Origin of the sequence: Youxingia wuxianensis, from assembly GCF_014385085.1 — a bacterium.
In the GTDB taxonomy this organism is placed as follows: domain Bacteria; phylum Bacillota; class Clostridia; order Oscillospirales; family Ruminococcaceae; genus Youxingia; species Youxingia wuxianensis.
Window position 1 is genome coordinate 53,864 of the sequence record NZ_JACRTD010000009.1, and the last position, 18,502, is coordinate 72,365.

At 48.8% G+C, this 18,502-nt stretch carries 15 protein-coding genes; 1 reads left to right on the forward strand and 14 read right to left on the reverse strand.

Annotated elements, in window-relative coordinates:
* The first annotated feature begins 115 nt into the window (after positions 1-115).
* A complete protein-coding gene (locus tag H8705_RS11890) occupies positions 116-1,780 on the forward strand; it encodes a glycoside hydrolase family 13 protein (RefSeq protein ID WP_262396007.1) in 1,665 nt (554 codons plus the stop codon).
* A gap of 370 nt (positions 1,781-2,150) precedes the next feature.
* On the opposite strand, the gene typA is transcribed toward H8705_RS11890, so the two are convergent.
* From typA to H8705_RS11960, 14 genes are all read right to left on the reverse strand, one after another.
* The gene (gene typA / locus H8705_RS11895) at positions 2,151-3,974 is read right to left on the reverse strand and encodes a translational GTPase TypA (protein ID WP_262396008.1); all 1,824 of its coding nucleotides are present in this window, start codon (positions 3,972-3,974) and stop codon (positions 2,151-2,153) included.
* A gap of 170 nt (positions 3,975-4,144) precedes the next feature.
* A complete protein-coding gene (locus tag H8705_RS11900; protein ID WP_262396009.1) occupies positions 4,145-5,365 on the reverse strand; it encodes a sensor domain-containing diguanylate cyclase in 1,221 nt (406 codons plus the stop codon).
* Positions 5,366-5,389: 24 nt separating this feature from the next.
* Positions 5,390-7,627, reverse strand: coding sequence for a bifunctional diguanylate cyclase/phosphodiesterase (locus H8705_RS11905; protein ID WP_262396010.1), 2,238 nt, complete (start codon positions 7,625-7,627; stop codon positions 5,390-5,392).
* Between the two features lie 408 nt (positions 7,628-8,035).
* The gene (locus H8705_RS11910; RefSeq protein WP_392392097.1) at positions 8,036-8,668 is read right to left on the reverse strand and encodes a V-type ATP synthase subunit D; all 633 of its coding nucleotides are present in this window, start codon (positions 8,666-8,668) and stop codon (positions 8,036-8,038) included.
* Between the two features lie 114 nt (positions 8,669-8,782).
* Positions 8,783-10,189: a V-type ATP synthase subunit B gene (locus H8705_RS11915; protein ID WP_262396011.1), complete on the reverse strand. Its 1,407-nt coding sequence runs from the start codon at positions 10,187-10,189 to the stop codon at positions 8,783-8,785.
* A gap of 19 nt (positions 10,190-10,208) precedes the next feature.
* Complete coding sequence (locus H8705_RS11920; RefSeq protein WP_392392098.1) at positions 10,209-11,969, reverse strand: V-type ATP synthase subunit A; 1,761 nt, start codon at positions 11,967-11,969, stop codon at positions 10,209-10,211.
* A gap of 21 nt (positions 11,970-11,990) precedes the next feature.
* Complete coding sequence (locus H8705_RS11925; RefSeq protein ID WP_262396012.1) at positions 11,991-12,587, reverse strand: V-type ATP synthase subunit E; 597 nt, start codon at positions 12,585-12,587, stop codon at positions 11,991-11,993.
* 14 nt (positions 12,588-12,601) lie between these two features.
* Entirely contained in the window at positions 12,602-12,910 is a 309-nt protein-coding gene (locus H8705_RS11930; RefSeq protein ID WP_262396013.1) for a V-type ATP synthase subunit F, read from the reverse strand.
* A 201-nt stretch (positions 12,911-13,111) separates the two neighbouring features.
* The gene (locus tag H8705_RS11935) at positions 13,112-13,558 is read right to left on the reverse strand and encodes an ATP synthase subunit C (protein ID WP_262396015.1); all 447 of its coding nucleotides are present in this window, start codon (positions 13,556-13,558) and stop codon (positions 13,112-13,114) included.
* Positions 13,559-13,605: 47 nt separating this feature from the next.
* On the reverse strand, positions 13,606-15,576 hold the full coding sequence (locus H8705_RS11940) for a V-type ATP synthase subunit I (protein WP_262396016.1): 1,971 nt from the start codon (positions 15,574-15,576) through the stop codon (positions 13,606-13,608).
* A gap of 180 nt (positions 15,577-15,756) precedes the next feature.
* Positions 15,757-16,800, reverse strand: coding sequence for a V-type ATPase subunit (locus H8705_RS11945; protein ID WP_262396017.1), 1,044 nt, complete (start codon positions 16,798-16,800; stop codon positions 15,757-15,759).
* Positions 16,801-16,805: 5 nt separating this feature from the next.
* Entirely contained in the window at positions 16,806-17,117 is a 312-nt protein-coding gene (locus tag H8705_RS11950) for a hypothetical protein (RefSeq protein ID WP_262396018.1), read from the reverse strand.
* A gap of 134 nt (positions 17,118-17,251) precedes the next feature.
* On the reverse strand, positions 17,252-17,422 hold the full coding sequence (locus H8705_RS11955; protein ID WP_262396019.1) for a hypothetical protein: 171 nt from the start codon (positions 17,420-17,422) through the stop codon (positions 17,252-17,254).
* A gap of 70 nt (positions 17,423-17,492) precedes the next feature.
* A complete protein-coding gene (locus H8705_RS11960; protein ID WP_262396020.1) occupies positions 17,493-18,341 on the reverse strand; it encodes a hypothetical protein in 849 nt (282 codons plus the stop codon).
* Positions 18,342-18,502: the final 161 nt, after the last annotated feature.

An 18,502-nucleotide genomic window follows, 5' to 3' on the forward strand; every position in this document is an offset into this window, starting at 1 on the left:
GGGCCGCGCCCGGATGCGGCTTTTGCCGCCTGGGGGCCGCCGAACCCTCCCGGGCAAATAAAAATTTCCTGGCGGGGGCTTTATTTTTAAAAAAGTGAAAAAGGAGGGGACGCCCATGGAAAAAGCATGGTGGAAAGAAGCGGAGGTTTATCAGATTTATCCCCGCAGCTTCTGTGATCAAAATGGGGATGGAATCGGAGATCTCCCTGGAATTTTAACCAAGCTGGATTATCTGAAGGACCTGGGGGTAGACGTTCTCTGGCTTTCCCCGGTATATCAGTCTCCCAACGACGACAATGGCTATGATATTTCCGATTATAAAAAAATTATGGAGGAATTCGGCAGTTTAGAAGATTGGGACCAGCTGCTTAAACAAACTCATGCCCGCGGTATGCGCTTGATTATGGATCTGGTGGTAAATCATACTTCCGATGAGCACCCTTGGTTTATCGAAAGCCAAAAATCCCGGGACAATCCTTATCGGGATTATTACATCTGGCGGGACAGTGTAAACGGCGGGCCTCCCAACAATTGGGAATCGATCTTTTCCGGATCAGCCTGGCAGTATGATCCCCCTACCGACCAATATTACCTGCATTTGTTCAGTAAAAAACAGCCGGATTTAAATTGGTCCAACCCTAAGGTGCGGGAGGAAATATACAATTTAATGGAGTTTTGGTTTGCCCGGGGAATTGATGGATTTCGGATAGATGTAATGAACATGTATGCCAAAGATATGTCCTTTCCCAACGCCCCGGTAAAAAATGACCGTCCTTTTCAAAAAGGATTTAAATATCATGTCAATCTCCCAAAAAACCATGAGTACCTCCATGAAATGTATCAACGTGTCCTGTCCCGTTATGATTGTATGACTGTAGGGGAGGCTTCTTTTACTTCCCCCCAGGAAGGAATAAAATATACCGATCCTTCCCGGCAGGAGTTAAATATGATCATCCAGTTTGAACATATGGGAATTGATACCGAGGGGGAGGACAAATACATTTCCGGCGCCTATCGTCCCCTGGATTTAAAACGGGCGCTCACCCGCTGGCAGTACGCTTTAAACGGCAAAGGCTGGAACTGCAATTATCTTTCCAACCATGACCAGCCTCGCCAGGTATCCCGGTTTGGAGATGATAAAAACTACCGGTATGAAAGCGCCTGTATGCTGGGCGCCTTAACTCATACTCTTCAGGGAACTCCTTTTATTTATCAAGGGGAGGAACTGGGGATGACGAATATTAAAATGGAACGGTTTGAGGATTTTCGGGATGTGGAATTGCTTAACTGGCTGCGGGTCCATTCCAAACTGCCGGGATTTGATCTGCACAAGGCGCTGGAACGGGCCAATTATATCAGCCGGGATCACGCCCGCACCCCCATGCAGTGGACGGACAGCGAAAACGCCGGTTTTACCTCAGGGACTCCCTGGATAAAACTCAATCCCAATTACCGCCAGATCAACGCCCGGGAACAGCTTCAAAATCCTCATTCTGTATTATCCTTTTACAAAAAACTAATTGCCCTTCGCAAAAACAGCGAAACGCTGATTTACGGGGAATTTGAAGATCTTCTTCCAGACCATGAGGATATTTATTATTATAAACGCGCCTTAAATGGAGAGGAGATTTATATTATTCTCAACCTAACGGATAAACTAATTAAAATGGATCCTTATCCACCCAAGGGAAAAGTCCTTCTGTCCAACTACTGCGGCAAACCCATTTGGGAGGAGGGACAGCTCCATCCTTTCGAGGCGCAGATTTTCCGTAAAGAGTAAAGGGCATGCCGGCAAAATTGCCTTTTGTCCCCGGACCCTGTCCGGGGCGGTTTCGCAGTATCGCGAAACCCCGTCCTTCCCTTTGCAGCCTGCGCCTCAAAACCCCAAGGGGTTTTCCCGCCAAAGGCGGGGGCAAATCATTGATTTGCCAAAACGCGGCTAGAAAGACATGCCGGCAAAATTGCCTTTTGTCCCCGGACCCTGTCCGGGGCGGTTTCGCAGCACCGCGAAACCCTGCTCTGCCCTTTGCAACCTGCGCCTCAAAACCCCAAGGGCCTTTCCCGCCAAAGGCGGGGGCAAATCATTGATTTGCCAAAACGCAGCTGGAAAAAATCACCGCCTTTCGTTTCTATCGAAAGGCGGTGATTTTTTATTTTTTCATAATAGCACGCATACGCTGGGCATGGTCTAAAATCTGTTTGCGGATACGGATATTTTTTGGGGTAACCTCCAGCAGTTCGTCCTCTCCTAAAAACTCAAGCGCTTCTTCCAAAGAAAATTTTCTGGGCGGAGTCAGGCGCAAAGCTTCGTCGCTTCCGGAGGCGCGCATATTGGTGACATGCTTCTTTTTGCATACATTCACCGCTATATCCTCCGCTTTTGGGGACATTCCCACTACCATTCCCGCATAAACAGCTTCCCCCGGATCAATAAACAAAGTGCCCCTCTCCTGGGCATTATACAGCCCATAGGTCACCGCTTCACCAGTTTCAAAAGCAATCAGGGAACCATAGTTGCGCCGGGGAATTTCCCCCTTAAAAGGAGCATAGCCATGGAACAGGGTATTTAATATGCCCTCCCCTTTGGTATCGGTTAAAAATTCGTTTTTATAACCGAACAGCCCTCTTTCCGGAATAATAAATACCATTCTCATCCGGCTGCCCATAGGGTCCATGGATTGCAGTTCTCCTTTTCTGGGGCCCATTTTTTCCATCACTGCCCCGGACATCTCCGCCGGAACGTCAATGGTCAATTCTTCGTACGGCTCGCACTTCTGGCCGTCAATATCCCTCATCAATACCTTCGGGGTGCTTACCTGAAATTCATACCCTTCCCGGCGCATATTTTCAATCAAAATAGAAAGGTGCATTTCTCCCCGGCCGCATACGATAAAACTGTCCGCGCTGTCCCCATCGGATACCCGAAGGGAAACATCCCGCAGCAGCTCCCGATACAGCCGTTCCCGCAGCTGGCGGGAGGTGACAAATTTGCCTTCTCTGCCTGCAAAAGGACTGTTGTTTACCGAAAAGGTCATCTCTACCGTAGGCTCGGAAATTTTTACAAAAGGAATTGGTTCCACCAGCTCGGGGGAGCATACCGTGTTGCCGATATTGACATTTTCAATACCGGAAAACATAACAATATCCCCTACGGTAGCGCTGTCCACCTGGGTGCGGTTAACCCCGCTGAACTGATAAATAGCAGTAATCTTCGCCTTGCTTTTTAAATCCGGATCATGGTAGTCGCACACCACTACTTCCTGGTTTTGTTTTAAGGTGCCTCTTTCAATGCGTCCTACCGCTATACGCCCTACATATTCATTGTAATCAATAGAAGATACCAGCACAGAAGTAGGACCCTGCGGATCTCCCTGAGGCGCTTTAATATAATCCACAATCGTATCCAGAAGCGGTTTTAAATCTGTGCCTTCCTTATCCGGGGAATAGGAGGCGGTGCCGTCCCGTCCGGAGCAGAACACCATGGGGCTGTCCAATTGTTCATCTGAAGCGCCCAAATCCATGAGCAGTTCCAGCACTTCATCAATCACTTCATATACCCGAGCGTCCGGCCGGTCAATTTTATTGACCACAATAATGACCGCCAAATCCAGCTCCAGGGCCTTGCTTAATACAAACCGGGTTTGAGGCATCGGCCCTTCCGCCGCGTCCACCAACAGGAGCACCCCGTTGACCATTTTTAAAACCCGTTCCACTTCTCCCCCAAAATCCGCGTGTCCTGGGGTATCAACAATGTTGATCTTTACATCGCCATACTGACAGGAGGCGTTTTTGGCCAGAATGGTAATTCCTCTTTCCCGCTCAATGTCGTTGGAATCCATCACCCGCTCCTGTACCACCTGATTTTCCCGGAAGGTGCCGCTTTGTTTGAGCATCCCGTCCACCAAGGTGGTCTTACCGTGGTCTACATGAGCTATAATCGCGATATTTCGCAGTTCATCCCGTTTGATATTCATCTTTAAAACTTCCTATGTTATCAGATTTTTTCACCGTACTATCATACCCCCAAACCCACCTGCTGTCAAGGTTTGCGGGGAAATCATCCTATGAATCTAAACATACAGGCCCTCTCTCCCAAAAGGGCGATGACGGTCAAACCCGTCATCGCCCTTTTTCATAAAAATTTTTAAGGGGCAGGGAAGCTCAAGCGCCCCGCGTCAGTAAGTACGTAGCCGTTTTTTCCCGCCCGCTTGGCACAATACAGCACTTGATCCGCCGCCTGAAACAGATGGACATAATCCTGTCCATCCTGAGGATAACACGCGATGCCGATACTGCAGGAAGTGTAGGTCTCCCTGTCCTCTTCCAAAGAAAAATGCAGCGCCTGCAAAAGGTCCGACGCCTTTCTTTCCAGCTGATCCTGACTTATATTTTTCATCAGCACGGCAAATTCATCGCCGCCTACCCGTCCAACAATATCAGAATTGCGAAACTGGGCGAACAGCTTTTCCCCGAAGGTGGAAATCACCTGATCTCCTAACAGATGTCCTTTGGTATCGTTGATCTGTTTAAAATTATCAATGTCTATGGCAATCAATGCATGAAACCCATTTTCTCCATTGTTCTCCAAAAATTTATCCACCAAAAGCTGAGTCGTTTCCCGGTTATAAAGCCCGGAAAGCAGATCCTTTTGCGCTTTGATCCGCAGCCGTTCATTTTCTTGTTTTTGCCGGTCAATATCCTCTATGCGCCCTACAATTCTTTCCGCCGCACCCTGCCTGGTTAAAATCACGGAAGCCCTTATCGAGCACCAATGCCAGCTGCCGTCTGTTTTTTTCATCCGGACTTCTGCCCGTTGGAAACTTTCCCCCCGCTCAAACCGGCCCAGTACGTCGGTTAGTATCTGCCGATCCTGTGTATCGATAATCTCCGAGGTTTCCAGCGCTTTGGAAAAACCCGGTATTTCCATTGGCCGGCCAAACAGCCGTTTCCAAGCGGAGGAATAAAACCGGCAGGTATCGTCCGCAAACGTGTATTCGTAGATAATATTTTGCGACTGTTCCGCTACCAGCCGGTATCTTTCTTCATTGAGCAGCACCTTCCGATGATTTTCCTGAATGTTATCCATCAGCAGATTAAACGCCAGACAAATTTCTCCCATTCCATTTTCTTTGTGATAATCCACCCTTTGGGAATAATCCCCGTCTCTTCCTTTATGGATTGCGTCCAGCAGTTTCTCCCTAGGTTCTCTAAGGGCCTTGAAGCGAACGACAAACGCTGTCGTTACCACCGCCAGCGCCACTGCTAAAAAAACGCAAAGCCCTAAGAGGATTGCCTGAAAATTAGGAGATGGGGAAGCAGATATCTGCAAAAGGGATACCATTGCCGCAATATAAAATATCCGCATTTCTTGCTGGACCCCCCTTTATTTTTAAAATATCTGCCGCTCAAATTCCTCTGCAGACATGGGTTGGGCAAAATAAAATCCTTGGACTATGTCACATCCGGTCCCGTCCAGCAAATCCAACTGCTCTTTGGTTTCCACGCCTTCTGCTACAACCATTATATGCAAATGTTTTGCCATTAATATCACGTCGCGGATTACCGTTTGGCTTCGGGAGGTCTGCGGCTGCGCCGCAAAAAACTCCCTGTCCAATTTCAGCACATCCACCGGCAGGTCCTTAAGCAGATTAAGGGAAGAATATCCGGTCCCAAAATCGTCCATGGCAATTCTAAAGCCATCTTGCTGGAGTTCTTCCATCATTTGCGCCAGCTGCTGAGTATCCTTAAATTCCTGTGCTGCGCTTTCTGTAAGCTCCAATTCTATCAGTTTAGGCGGCACTTTCCAGCGCGCGGCAGTTTCCTTTACCTTGGCGACAAACTGGCTGTCATGCAAATTTACCCGAGAAATATTCACCGCCACCGGAATAGGGGTATACCCTTGTTCCAGCCATCGGCTGATCCTCTGGCACACTTGGTCCAGAACATAATTATCCAAACGGATGACAAACTCATTTTTTTCAAACACCGGAAGGAAATCCCCTGGCAGCAAAAGCCCTTTTTGGGGGTGCTCCCAGCGGATAAGGGCTTCCGCCCCGGCAATTTTTTTGGTGCTTAAAAAAACTTTCGGCTGAAAATACACCTGAAATTCCTGATTTTCAAGGGCTGCCTCCATCTGATCCTCGATCGCCTTTTCCCGAATAATCTCCGAGCGAAGCTGTTCGTCGTAATAGGAAATTTTATTTTCATGGCTTCCTTTAATTCGCCGTTTTGCAATGGTAGCCCGATCTCTAATCCGACTCACATCTAACGTTTTATCATGGATAAGATAAACCCCGAAAGAAAGGATAATCTCATATTGATGGTTGCCGCCGCTTGCTCCGCAAATTTGATCGGCCAGGGTGTGCAGGCGCTGTTCCAGCTGATGGGGCTCGGTGTAGCGGATAAGCGCCCCAAAGTTATCCGAGGACACCCTCGCGAAAACTTCCCCCTCCTGGGCCCAGTCTTTCAAGATCCCCCAAATGAAACAAAGCATCTCATTGCCTGCATCGTGTCCGAACAGATCGTTAAACACTTTGAATTTATCAATATCAAAAATAATCATAGCATAATGGTATTCCGAACTGGATGCTAATATCTCCTGTGCGTCCAGCAAGAATTTATTCCAGTTGCGCCCGCCGGTAAGCCGGTCCTTGTAAGCCAGCTGCCGAAGTTTCTCCCGGTTTTTCTTTTCCCGGCGCATATTATAAATAAGCAGTCCCAAAAAAGCCGCCGCTACAACAAAACAGGCAAACAGGGTAAGCAAACTCATCTGCAGCGACCGCTTGGTAATCACATCTGCGGAAACCACCGAAAGTACAAACCAGTCGTTAATTCCAATGGGCGTATAATTTAAATATCTTTTCTCGCCCTCATACTGGTAAGAAAATCCGCCGTCTTGCTTTTTTTTCAAATTTTCTCGGATAGCGTCCTCTTCCTGTTTGGAAAAACCGTCGTCTTTTTCCACGATATCAAACAGGTTTTTCGCTCCTTCTATTCCTTTCGGATGGTGGGTCTCTATTACAATTTCTCCGTCGGCGTCTATAATATAAGAATATCCCTCTCCGTCAAAAGTGGACACATCCAAAGTATCTACCAAAAATCCCGTATCAAATGTTGCAAACAGCACCCCTACCGGCAGCTGCCCGCTGTAGTGGTAAATTGGCACAGCATAAACATTAATCACCCCGCCGCCGATTCGGTCAATCAGCCGGTCGGAAACGGTGGAAAACCCTGCCATCGCCCGCTGGTAATATTCCCGGTCGGAAAAATCCATGGTTTCTCCGTCTGTGGTGTAAGCAATCCCAGAAACAGAAATAATCCCCATTCTTAAAAATCTCCTGGAGAATTTTTGACGGTTTAATCGGCTTACCTGTTCCTGGATATCAAAGGTTTTTTCCGATCCCATCACAGCGGAAATCCCTTCTAAGGTTTCCAGATCGCTTTCAATCTGTTTGGAAACAAGGCGGGCTCCCTGCTGAGCAACCTCCGAAAGATATCCTTTTGTCTCCTGTGCCAGCGTCGTCTGAACCGCATGCAAATACCACCCGCCGGTAAAGACGAGCCCTAAAACAGCAGCAATCAACAGTAAAATTGGCTTGAGTAGGATTCCCTTTTTCCCTAAGGTCATAGTATACGCCCCTTTATGCGTATTTTCTGTCGAAATCTAGGATAAATACCTTTTCAGCTTTTCTATATCTTCCGCACTTTCCTTGGCGGTCTCCAAGCGAATCCGTCCCTGTTTGCAAAGCTTGTCCAAATAGGCGGGCAGGGTCTGCCTGCCTTCCCGGGCGCCGGTTTGCATCCTATATGTCCACCGCCTGCTTCAGACAATAAAAGGCAAAAATAAACGCCATACGGGTCTCCAGCGCTTATCGGTGAAGCCTCCTATGGCGGCGCGCTGATCATTACCTCTTCCTAAAGGACGTAACTTTTCAGCATTTTGTCATTTAGTTTCATATAGTCGTCTTTGCTTTATTAAGTGTACAATCAGTTTTCTTGGTTGTCAAGAAATTTGACCAAATCCGTACATAATCCATCATATTTCTTCTTCCTGCGACTTCATTTTCACTTCTTTTATCACTTTCAGCCGGGAAAATTCCTCCCGTTCTTTTTCTTCCAGCGAATCCCCAATAAATTTTACCGTATTGCGAAAGCGCGGGATAACGATGTTTTCCAGTGCGTTTGCCCGCCGCTGGGTCTTTTGGATCGCGTTTCCCAATCGGTAAACGCTGTTTTCCACCTCTGCCAAAAGCACGGTAATCTGTTTCGCTTTTTTAAAGCACACATAAGCGTAGTCAAACCGGGAGTTGGTCTGGTCCAGCCCATAACAAATCCCATAGTCCTTCTCTTCCCAATGGACGTTAGGAATTTCTACCCCCATAACGCTGCGGTAGGTAATGGTCACGCCATCGTCAATCGGCACTGCCATGGCCAGTTCCTGGACCACCCCCAGGGTAATATTCGCCTCCTGCAGCGCCTTATACGCTTTTTCGTAGGTTTCCCGAATTTCTCCCCGGAGCTGTTTTGCCTTATCCATGAGCAGCATCATCTCCCGGATCAGAATATTGCGCTTGCGGTCCAAAAGGTCAAAGCCCACAACCGACAGCTGCAGGGATTTGTTGGTGCTGATCAAGTTCCCTTTGGTTGGGGTGATATTCATCTGATCCATGATGTTCCTCCTTCGCTTGAGCCCGGGGGCTCCGGCGGCTTCGCCGTGCCCGGCCAAAGGCCGGGCCTGCCGTGTTTCACACGGCAGCCGGAGCCCCCGGGGCCAGTTTCCCCTCTAGCCTTCCTTGGGGCTGAATTTCATTTTCGCCGCTTCCGGCTGATAATAGGTTTCCAGCAGCTTATCGTCCACCCGGTCCAGTTCCTCCCGGGGCAGCAGAGAAAGCAGCGCCCAACCCAAATCCAAGGTCTGGGCAATGGGACGGTTTTCCTCAAATCCTTGGTTTACAAAATGTTCTTCAAACATCCGGCCAAAGTACAAATATTGTTTATCAATATCCGAAAGTTCCTCCTCGCCGATCACTGACGCCAGCGCCCGGGCGTCCTGCACCTTGGCATAGCTTGCGAACAGCTGATTGGCGCAGGCGCTGTGGTCCGCCCGGGTATATCCTTCGCCGATGCCGTCCTTCATCAGTCGAGAGAGGGAAGGCAGTACAGAAATCGGGGGATAAATCCCGGTCTGGTCCAGCGTACGGTCCAAAACAATCTGCCCTTCTGTAATATATCCTGTCAGATCGGGCACCGGATGGGTAATATCATCATTCGGCATAGTAAGAATAGGGATCTGCGTAACCGAACCGGGACATCCTTCAATTACCCCCGCCCGTTCATACAAACTGGCCAAATCTGAATACAGATAACCCGGATATCCTTTTCTTCCGGGAATTTCCCCTTTGGAGGAGGAGAACTCCCGCAGCGCCTCACAGTAGGAGGTAATATCCGTCATAATTACCAGCACATGCATATTTTTCTCAAAGGCCAGATATTCCGCCGCGCAAAGCGCGCAGCGGGGAGTTAAAATACGTTCAATAATCGGGTCGTTGGAAAGGTTTAAAAACATGACTACTTTTTCCATAACCCCGGATTCTTCAAAGCACCGTTTAAAATAGTCCGCCACATCATTTTTTACTCCCATAGCGGCAAAAACAATCACAAAATTTTCCGCTCCTTCCCCGGAAAGCTGGGCCTGACGGACAATCTGTACCGCTAATTTGTTATGGTTCATACCGGATCCGGAAAAGATAGGCAGCTTCTGCCCCCGGATCAGGGTAGTCAGTGCGTCTATGGAGGAAATTCCAGTGTTAATATAGTTTCTGGGATATTCCCGTTTCACCGGGTTTAATGGTTTCCCGTTAATATCCTGGCTTTTTTCGCTGAACACCTGTCCCAGCCCGTCAATAGGCCGGCCGGCCCCGTTAAAGGTCCTCCCCAGAATTTCCGGGGAAAGGGACAGTTCCACCGGGTGACCCAACAGGGTGGTGCGCACATTATCCAGCGCCATACCGGAAGTGCCTTCAAACACCTGAATTACCGCTCGGTTCCCATCGATCTGAACCACACGTCCAAACCGGCGTTCTCCGCTGTCTAGGGTTAACTCCACCATTTCATCAAAGGCGATGGAAGACGCGCTGTCCAGCGCGATTAACGGCCCGTTGATATCGCTGAGGCCTACCAGTTGTATCATTCTTCACCCACGCCCTTTCTTAAAATTGCTGGTCTAAGCCGGCCAGTTTTTCATCGATCTGTTTATAGTAATCATCAAACAGCTCCAGCTGGCTGTTGGGTATGTCATATTTCATCTTGGTCAGCTTGTCAACCAGTCCTGCGGCGGCAATCTCCGAAATAGGCACCCCTTTGGTTACCAATGCTTTGGCTTTGTCATAGAAATATAAAATTACTTCCATCATCTTAAGCTGTTTGGACAAAGGGACATAGGTATCCTCTTTATGATAGGCATTCTGCTGCAAAAAGCCCACCCGGATAATTTTTGCCGTTTCAATGACCAGCTTCTGATCGTCCGGCAGCACATCCGAACCAATCAGTTTTACAATTTCCATCAGTTTGTTTTCTTCCAGCAGCAAAGAAGCAATCTGCTGGCGCCGGAGCAAAAAGTCCGGAGAAATATTCTTCCGGTACCATCCGGACAGATCGTCCAGATATTCACTGTAGCTGGTATTCCAGTTAATCGCCGGGTAATGCCGGGCATACGCCAAAGATTTATCCAGCGCCCAAAAACAACGAACAAACCGCTTGGTGTTTTGGGTTACCGGTTCAGAGAAGTCCGCTCCCTGGGGAGAGACCGCCCCAATAATAGAAACGGATCCTTCCCTTCCATTTAAATTGGTCATATAGCCCGCCCGTTCGTAGAACTGGGAGATTCGGGAGGGCAGGTAAGCGGGAAAGCCTTCTTCCGCAGGCATCTCTTCCAGCCGCCCGGAAATTTCCCGAAGCGCCTCCGCCCAGCGGGAAGTGCTGTCCGCCATCACCGCCACATGATATCCCATATCCCGGTAATATTCCGCTAACGTGATCCCCGTATAGATAGAAGCTTCTCTGGCGGCTACCGGCATATTGGAAGTATTGGCGATGAGCACGGTGCGGTCGGTTAACGGCCTGCCGGATTTTGGGTCGATCAGTCCTCCAAATTCTTTTAACACCTGGGTCATCTCGTTGCCCCGTTCGCCGCAGCCGATATATACAATAATATCCGCGTCGCACCATTTGGCCAGCTGATGCTGGGTCATGGTTTTTCCCGTTCCAAATCCCCCCGGCACCGCGGCGGTACCGCCTTTGGCAATAGGGAAGAGGGTATCGATCACCCTTTGTCCCGTAATCAGCGGCCGGTCGATGGCAAGCCGTTCTTTGACCGGACGGGCTCTGCGGATAGGCCATTTCTGGGAAAGGGAAAGGGAATGTTCTTTTCCTTTGTCATCTTTAATTACTGCCAGGACGTCTTTTACGGTATATTCTCCATTTTCCGCCGCGGAAATCACCGTTCCTTCCAGGGCAGGAGGAACCATCGCCCGGTGTTCCACCATCGAGCTCTCCGGACACAGGGCAAAAATATCCCCGCCCTTTACCCTCTCTCCAGGCGCCACCTTCATGGTTACCGTCCAGGTTTTTTCTGTATCCAAAGAATGAATATCGCTGCCGGCGCTGATAAACGCCCCTTCCTTGGAAGCGATTTCTGCCAGGGGCCGCTGAATGCCGTCAAAAATATTGGAAATAATCCCCGGGCCCAGGCTGGCGCACAGCGGCCCGCCGGTACCAAGCACCGGATCTCCCTTGCGAAGACCGGTAGTTCCCTCATACACCTGAATGGTAGTGCGTTTTTTAGAAATATTGATCACTTCGCCAATCAGCCGGTTTTTCCCCACATATACCATTTCCATCATCTGAAAATCCTGGGTATCACGGACGGTGACAACCGGGCCGTTGATGGAATAAACTACATTTTCACTCAAGATATCACCCCTCTGCGACCATTAAAAGTGAAAGCCGGAATTTTTATAAAACCAGTCTTTCTGCTGCCGCAACGCGGCGTCCAGGCTGCAGTCCTCTTCCACGCTGTGGACAGCGTTAAACAGGATCACCCCGCCAATTAAGATATTCTCATCATCTGTAACAATATCGGCCCCAGGACAGGCCTTCTCCAGCGCGTTTTTCAGCGGCAGATCTTTTGTGTTGATCCTAAGCTGATTTTTGGGAAAAGGATATGCCTCTGCCAGCTTTGAAACCTTATTTACCAAATAAGTTTCATACTCGGCCGACTTGGAAAACTCTATTAATTTCATCCGGGCATTGGCAAAAATCTCCTTTAGATACTGCTCCCGCTGCAGATACATCTGTTTTCTCAGCGCGGTTGTTTCCTGGGAAATTTTTTTCGTATTCTGGGTTTTCATATCTTTCATCTGCTGCTGAATTTTTGTATATAATTCTCCCAGCAGTTTATTTTCTTCCGCTTCCAGTTCCTGATGTTTGATCTTTTTTACCTCGTCGAGGATTTCCTGCTGCTGCCGGGCGGCCTTTGCCATAATCGCCTCTTCAAACTGGAATACTTTGTCATCCGACGCCTGAGCCATCCTCTCACCCCGCTTTACAATTTAATACCGATAGCTTCGCTTACATACCGCTCGATCATCTGGGACACATCCCCCGACCCATGGCGATCAGGAATTTCCACAATCAGCGGACGCTTTTGTTTGAGCTTATATTCATAAATCAGCTGGGGGCAGGTATTAATAAGCTTTTCTGTCATAAGCACAATGCCGATCTGAGGGTTTTTCATCACCCGTTCCAGCGCCGAGCTCACTTCCTGGGCCGTATGGATAACCTCCCCCTCAATCCCGGCCAGACGCATCCCCATATGGGTGTCCACGTTGTCGCTTAAAGTATAGAACCGCAAAACCGCTCCCCCTCCTTTTTTTAGGTTTACCGCATTATTTGTTTTCCCCGGGCCGCCAAGGCATTATCGGAACCAAAAAGCTGTCAGTGAAAACGCCCCGCGCAAGGCCCGCCGCCCCTGAAAGCCTCGCCTTTGGCCCAAAAGAGACCGTTTGTTCCTTTGTCCCTGGGGCCAAAGAACCGCCGGCGGGGGCTGCCCCGCCTAGAGTTTATTAATAATCAAAATAGAAATCAGCAACCCATACAGCGCTACGCCTTCGCCTAATACTACGAAAATCAACGCCTTACCAAAGGCCTTGGGGTCTTCAGAAAACGCCCCGATTGCAGCGGGAGCGGTGGACGCAATGGCAATGCCGGCGCCCAGGCAGGACAGACCTACCGCTACAGCCGCCGCCATATAGCCGTTGCTGCCGGAAGAATCAGAGGCTGTCTGACTGGCTGGCGCGGCCTCCCCGGTCTGAGGCTCTTCCGATTGGGCGCTGACGCCCATAGCCAGCATCACAATCAACAAAACGGAAATCAGGAAAACTCCCGCGTTAAGCGCCACCCGTTTTCTGGGATTTGCCATGGTATGCTCTTTTTTAAAAAAAGGTAAAAACATAATTACTCCAAGAAGGACAGCCGCCATAGGAATTAAAAACAACATCATCAATAACCTCCAATTATTCATCCATCATTTATATCATCCGCTAAACTTTAAGCGCGGTTTTTAAAAGGGGTTACAGCAATGGGGGTAAAGGGTACGCCGTCCCCGTCGAAATACCGGCTGAACATCTCATAGAACTCCAAGCGAAGCACCTGGATGCCTACAATCAGTCCTTCCATTGCCATAACAAACAGATTGCCGATAATCATCACCAAAAGACTGCCTGCGGAGCCTACCATCTCCGAAAGGGTAAGCACTACCGCCATCATTCCCGCGTGGCTTAAGACAAATCCGCCCACCCGCAAAAAAGACATGGTGTTGGAAAAGAAGCTGAGCACCACCTCAAACAGCTCAAAGGCTCCTTCCGTCAGATAAGAGCCCATCCCATCCTTGGGTTTTGCTTCCCGCAGACGAAATCCCCGCGCCAGTTTTCCTACCGGCTCTTTAAACAAAATAATCGTCAGCGGGAGTACCAACAGGCAGATCACATAAGGGGCATGGAACAGGTTCACTCCCTTTAACAAAAGCATTACTCCGCCTGCCAGCACAGAAGCATAGAATATAAATCCCGCTACTCCATTGGCGGAAAACAGCGCCCGTTCCAGATCTTTCTTGCGCAAACCGATATAAATATCGACCAATATGGAGGAGCAGATAAGCACTACGCCTAAGGCGATAGACGCTACCAGCACCACGTTTGTCATCGCCGGATCCATCACCTCAATGGGTTTCCCCGGCAGCCCCAGCAGATTGGTATACAGCGGGTCCAACACATGCTCTAAACCAAACACCGATCCATACAGGGCGCCAAAAATACAAGAGAATATTCCAATGCGGTTAATTACCCTGGCAATATTCATCCGTTTCCATTTCCACACCAGCGCCCCGCCGATCACCAGCAGCAGCCCCTGGCCCAAATCACCGAACATAATCCCGAACAGCAGGCAATAGGTAAAAGCCACATAGCCGGTAGGATCGATATCCGTGTAGGAAGGAAGGCCGTACATTTCCACAAACATCTCAAACGGTTTGGAAAACCAGCCGTTTTTCAGTTTGGTCGGCGTTTGCAGCCGTTTGTCCGAGTCATGGGGTTTTATTTCCGCCGCAACCCCGGGCAAAGCCTTAAATTCTTCCTGAAACGCTTTTTCCTTTTCCTGGGGAATAAAACCGGTAATATAAAAGTTCCCTCCTAAGGCCGCCGCATATTTGCGCAGGCCAAAGGAATCGTTTAAAAACTTCAGCGTGCTGTAAACCAGGCGAAACTCTTCCCGGTTTTGGCTCACAATTTCCTCCAGCCGGCTTTTTACTTGTTCCAGCTCCTGCCGGTTAGCCGCCAGTTCTTTTTCAATGGCGGCAAACGCCTCTTCCGGTTTTCCATGGACAAAATCCGGCACCCGGATACGCTCGTAATACAAGGAAGAGAACACATTGTCAATATCCGGCGCGTTTTCTTCCAAAGTAAAATAAGCCCCCCAATAATACTCCTTATCCTTATCAAAGGGCACAAAGACAAACATCCGGTCCTTGTAATAGTTCAGCTTTGGGTAGCTGTCCACCGGCAGCCGCCCGAATCGGATTTTAATATATTCACAGGAGAACAGCTCGTCGAAATCCACTTCCAGGGCGGCAATATGCTTTAACTGCACCAAAGCGTTTTCGTCCTGCTCGATCTCTCCCCTTAAAAAATTCCTTCGTTTATTTAAATAGGTAAGCTCATCGTTAAATTTGTTGTAAAAATCCTGATAATACTGCCGGCTGTACTGCCGGGCGTCTGTCTGGCCGGAAGCTTTGGGCGGCTCATATTGAAGCTTCATCCCCGCGTCCAGGCCAATTTCTGTAATCTTACTCAGCAAGCCGGAATACGGATTTTCGCCGCTAAGCGGCTCAAATCCTCGAGCGCCGGCATACTGAAGCGCCTGTTCCGGATGAAAATCCCCCTGCCGGTACAGCCGCATTAAAACATCGTCTAACACATCCATGCCGCCTGTCAGACTGACCAGCGACATTTTTGCAATCGACATGTTACCCACCTACACTTTCCTATTGAATTTTCCTCTCTGTTTTCCCCTCATCCCCATGAGAGAAAACAAAGAACCCAGGAAGCTTTTCATCCCCATGAAATCTTCCTAAACTATACGGCGGTTTTTCGTCCCCACGAAAAACCGGCCGGCCGCCGAAAAGCGCCCCCGCTCTCACTGCGGTCAATAAATATACAGCATCCGGGAAATCTCTTCCGGGGCCAGCTGATAGCGGACCCCTTCGATAATACGGATGATGTTTTCCACCTCCACACTGCACATTAGCATAAAACTTACAAATACTACCTGGGGGTTTTGAGAAAAACGCAAATATTTTTTGCTGCATTCATACCGGACGGCATGGACAGCATTTTCGATAAATTCGGTCTTAGGATGGATCTGTTTGCCGTATGCCGTCTGGGACATAAGCTGTAAAAACTCCCCCTCGTCCCTGGCGTGGATCAGTTGAGAGAGTGTTTTCTTTTTTATCTTGCCTTCAAAGGGAAGCATCAACTTTTCTATCTTTGAAGGGGACATCTGGAAAAAGGTTTTCGCCCGGTAGATAGAAGTAATGTTCAGCAGCTCCGCCTGCCGGTTAATAATCTCGGTCAGCTGCCGGCGGGTGGTAAAATAGGTGTTCTTTTTGATCCAGTCCAGCATGGTCTGAAAATAATAGGTGCGCAGCGCCACTTCATAGGAGGTGTAATCAATCTGCCCATTGACAGTTTTCAGCATCCGGCAGCGCTGGATCACCTTTGCGTAAGGCGTTGTAGAGAGAGCCTGGATCAGATCGTCAATGGTTCTCACCGCCGCTAAAGAAAACAGATTAAAGGACGTATACGGCCCGATAAACGACGGGACATTGACAACAAATTCCTCCGAGCGTCCAGAAATCAGATACCGCAGGCAGGAGAGGATAACATCAATCTCATCGTCCATAATAACAAAGTTATAAATACTGTTCTTTGTGCGCTCATATTTCATCAGCCGGGTATACTGGTAAAACTCCTCTTTTCGCACCAGGTTTTCCAGCTGGCCCCGGTGGACCTGGGAGTCCTTCAGCCATTCCATTTCCGCTCCGTAGGGGGTTTCATCCCGCAGGTAAGCGGAGATTTCCTGGACGGTATGTTTGTGGATAAGCTCCTCATATTGGGAAGGGGTGAGCATCTTTCCATACATCGCCCGGACCTTGGTCATGATCGCATTGTCATATTTTGTGAACATCATACCGCTCACCCGTCAATACAGCGCCGGACAATTTCATCCACCCATCTGTCCTTGTTGGCCTCATAGGTTTCTTTAAGCTGGGCAAGCTGAGCGTCGCATTGCTTTTTAACCTGGGTGATTTGTTCGGTTTTTTCCTGCTCCATCTGGCTGCGCATCATCTCCAGCCGGGACGTGGCCTTTTTATTGTACTGGACCGCGATGGCATATTTGTGGTCGGACAGATGGTCCAGTTCCTCCTGGCGCTGCTGTTTGGCCTGCTGCACCAGATCCCGCGCTTTTTTGTCGCATTCCACCAGCATTTGAATCACTCGTTCCACTTACATATTCCTCCCTTGCCGCTTAAAAATTCTTTCAAAGAAAGGACGTTTTCCCCTCTGGGAGCCAGTCATATTTCATACACGGATTGACCCATTTTTAACAAATAAAATATTAGCCTCATTTTTCCATGATTTCAAGCAAATTTCAGACTTATTTTTCTTTTTTCCGCTTTCCTGTAACCACTGACGATTTTATCCTGTTTTTTTTTCAATTTTAGTGCATTATTACCGCAGTATATCTCCATTTTCCTGGATTTTCCTAGTATTTGCTTCCCTCTCCTGCCAAATGCTTTTGTTTCCTTCAAGTTCTGCCCCCATGGTCCATACCATGCAAAAAACCTCCCTCCTGCCTGGCAGGAGGGAGGTTCTCATGTTTTAATCGTTATTGTCCGCTTTCGGCAGGGCGTAGGAACCGTCGTACAGATAGATGTTATCCCATTCGACTGTATATTCCTTCCCATAGTTATAGGCGTTTACCGCAATCGCCTGAGGATAAACGTCGGTGGTATCCAGGGTGCAGTTGCCGATCTTTTTGTTGCCGATCCAGTAGGTGATCACGCCTTTGTTGCACTTGATCATGACTGTTACCCAGCCTTCCTCCACATACAGCTCTTCCAGCTCGTTGTCTTTGTTCAGGAAGCTGTCGCCGGTATTCCAGCCTCTGGCTCCTTTGCCCTTGGGATTATAATATCTCCAAATGGGGGAGTTGTCGCCGTTTTTATGCAGGGAAAGGGTGGGGCAGATTTCAATCGGATTTCCTTCGCCGTCCTTTAAGTAAACGCTCAGCTGGGTTCTGCGCTGATCACTGCCGGAGAAGTACGCCTGGCCTACATACAATTTTCCTGTAACCGTCCAGGTGTTTTTAGACGAGGTTTCCACGGGAAGTTTCTTTCCCTGGACCATATAGTAATCACTTTTGCGGTCGGCCGGCCGGTTCTGATAAAATCCGCCGCTTCCCACAGTAAGGCGCAGAGTTTTTACTTTTCCGTCGTTATCCACTTCGTCATAGTTGCCTTTGGAGTCCTTCACCAGTTTGGTGGAACGGGCGTTTCCTCTGGCTACATCAAATTCTTCCGGCTCGTACCGGTCGGTAACCCACCGTTTATCCACCGTAGCTTTGTTAAAGCCGTCCCCGTCCAAAATCGCAACGGCAGCCGGAGCCAGCATCCCGGTTGTCATGGCAAGGATCAGGGCCAGGCATAATAGAAATCTAACTTTTTTCATCGGTTCTTCCTCCCTCAAATCGGTAATCAGCGTATATATATTATATTATAGTATGTTTATTTTCAAAAATCAACCAAATATGGCAAAAAATATACAAAATGTATAGTTTTTTATCCGGAAATTTTTGGAAAACAGGCCCAAAAAAAGCCCGGCGCGCCGGG

What these genes read in the sequence shown, in the direction of transcription:
- H8705_RS11890 (WP_262396007.1), top strand. Translation starts at nt 116, where the DNA reads ATGGAAAAAGCATGGTGGAAAGAAGCGGAGGTTTATCAGATTTATCCC.
- H8705_RS11945 (WP_262396017.1), bottom strand. Translation starts at nt 16,800, where the DNA reads ATGATGTTCACAAAATATGACAATGCGATCATGACCAAGGTCCGGGCG.
- H8705_RS11900 (WP_262396009.1), bottom strand. Translation starts at nt 5,365, where the DNA reads ATGCGGATATTTTATATTGCGGCAATGGTATCCCTTTTGCAGATATCT.
- H8705_RS11960 (WP_262396020.1), bottom strand. Translation starts at nt 18,341, where the DNA reads ATGAAAAAAGTTAGATTTCTATTATGCCTGGCCCTGATCCTTGCCATG.
- H8705_RS11935 (WP_262396015.1), bottom strand. Translation starts at nt 13,558, where the DNA reads ATGATGTTGTTTTTAATTCCTATGGCGGCTGTCCTTCTTGGAGTAATT.
- H8705_RS11910 (WP_392392097.1), bottom strand. Translation starts at nt 8,668, where the DNA reads ATGGATCAGATGAATATCACCCCAACCAAAGGGAACTTGATCAGCACC.
- H8705_RS11940 (WP_262396016.1), bottom strand. Translation starts at nt 15,576, where the DNA reads ATGTCGATTGCAAAAATGTCGCTGGTCAGTCTGACAGGCGGCATGGAT.
- typA (WP_262396008.1), bottom strand. Translation starts at nt 3,974, where the DNA reads ATGAATATCAAACGGGATGAACTGCGAAATATCGCGATTATAGCTCAT.
- H8705_RS11915 (WP_262396011.1), bottom strand. Translation starts at nt 10,189, where the DNA reads ATGATACAACTGGTAGGCCTCAGCGATATCAACGGGCCGTTAATCGCG.
- H8705_RS11925 (WP_262396012.1), bottom strand. Translation starts at nt 12,587, where the DNA reads ATGGCTCAGGCGTCGGATGACAAAGTATTCCAGTTTGAAGAGGCGATT.
- H8705_RS11905 (WP_262396010.1), bottom strand. Translation starts at nt 7,627, where the DNA reads ATGACCTTAGGGAAAAAGGGAATCCTACTCAAGCCAATTTTACTGTTG.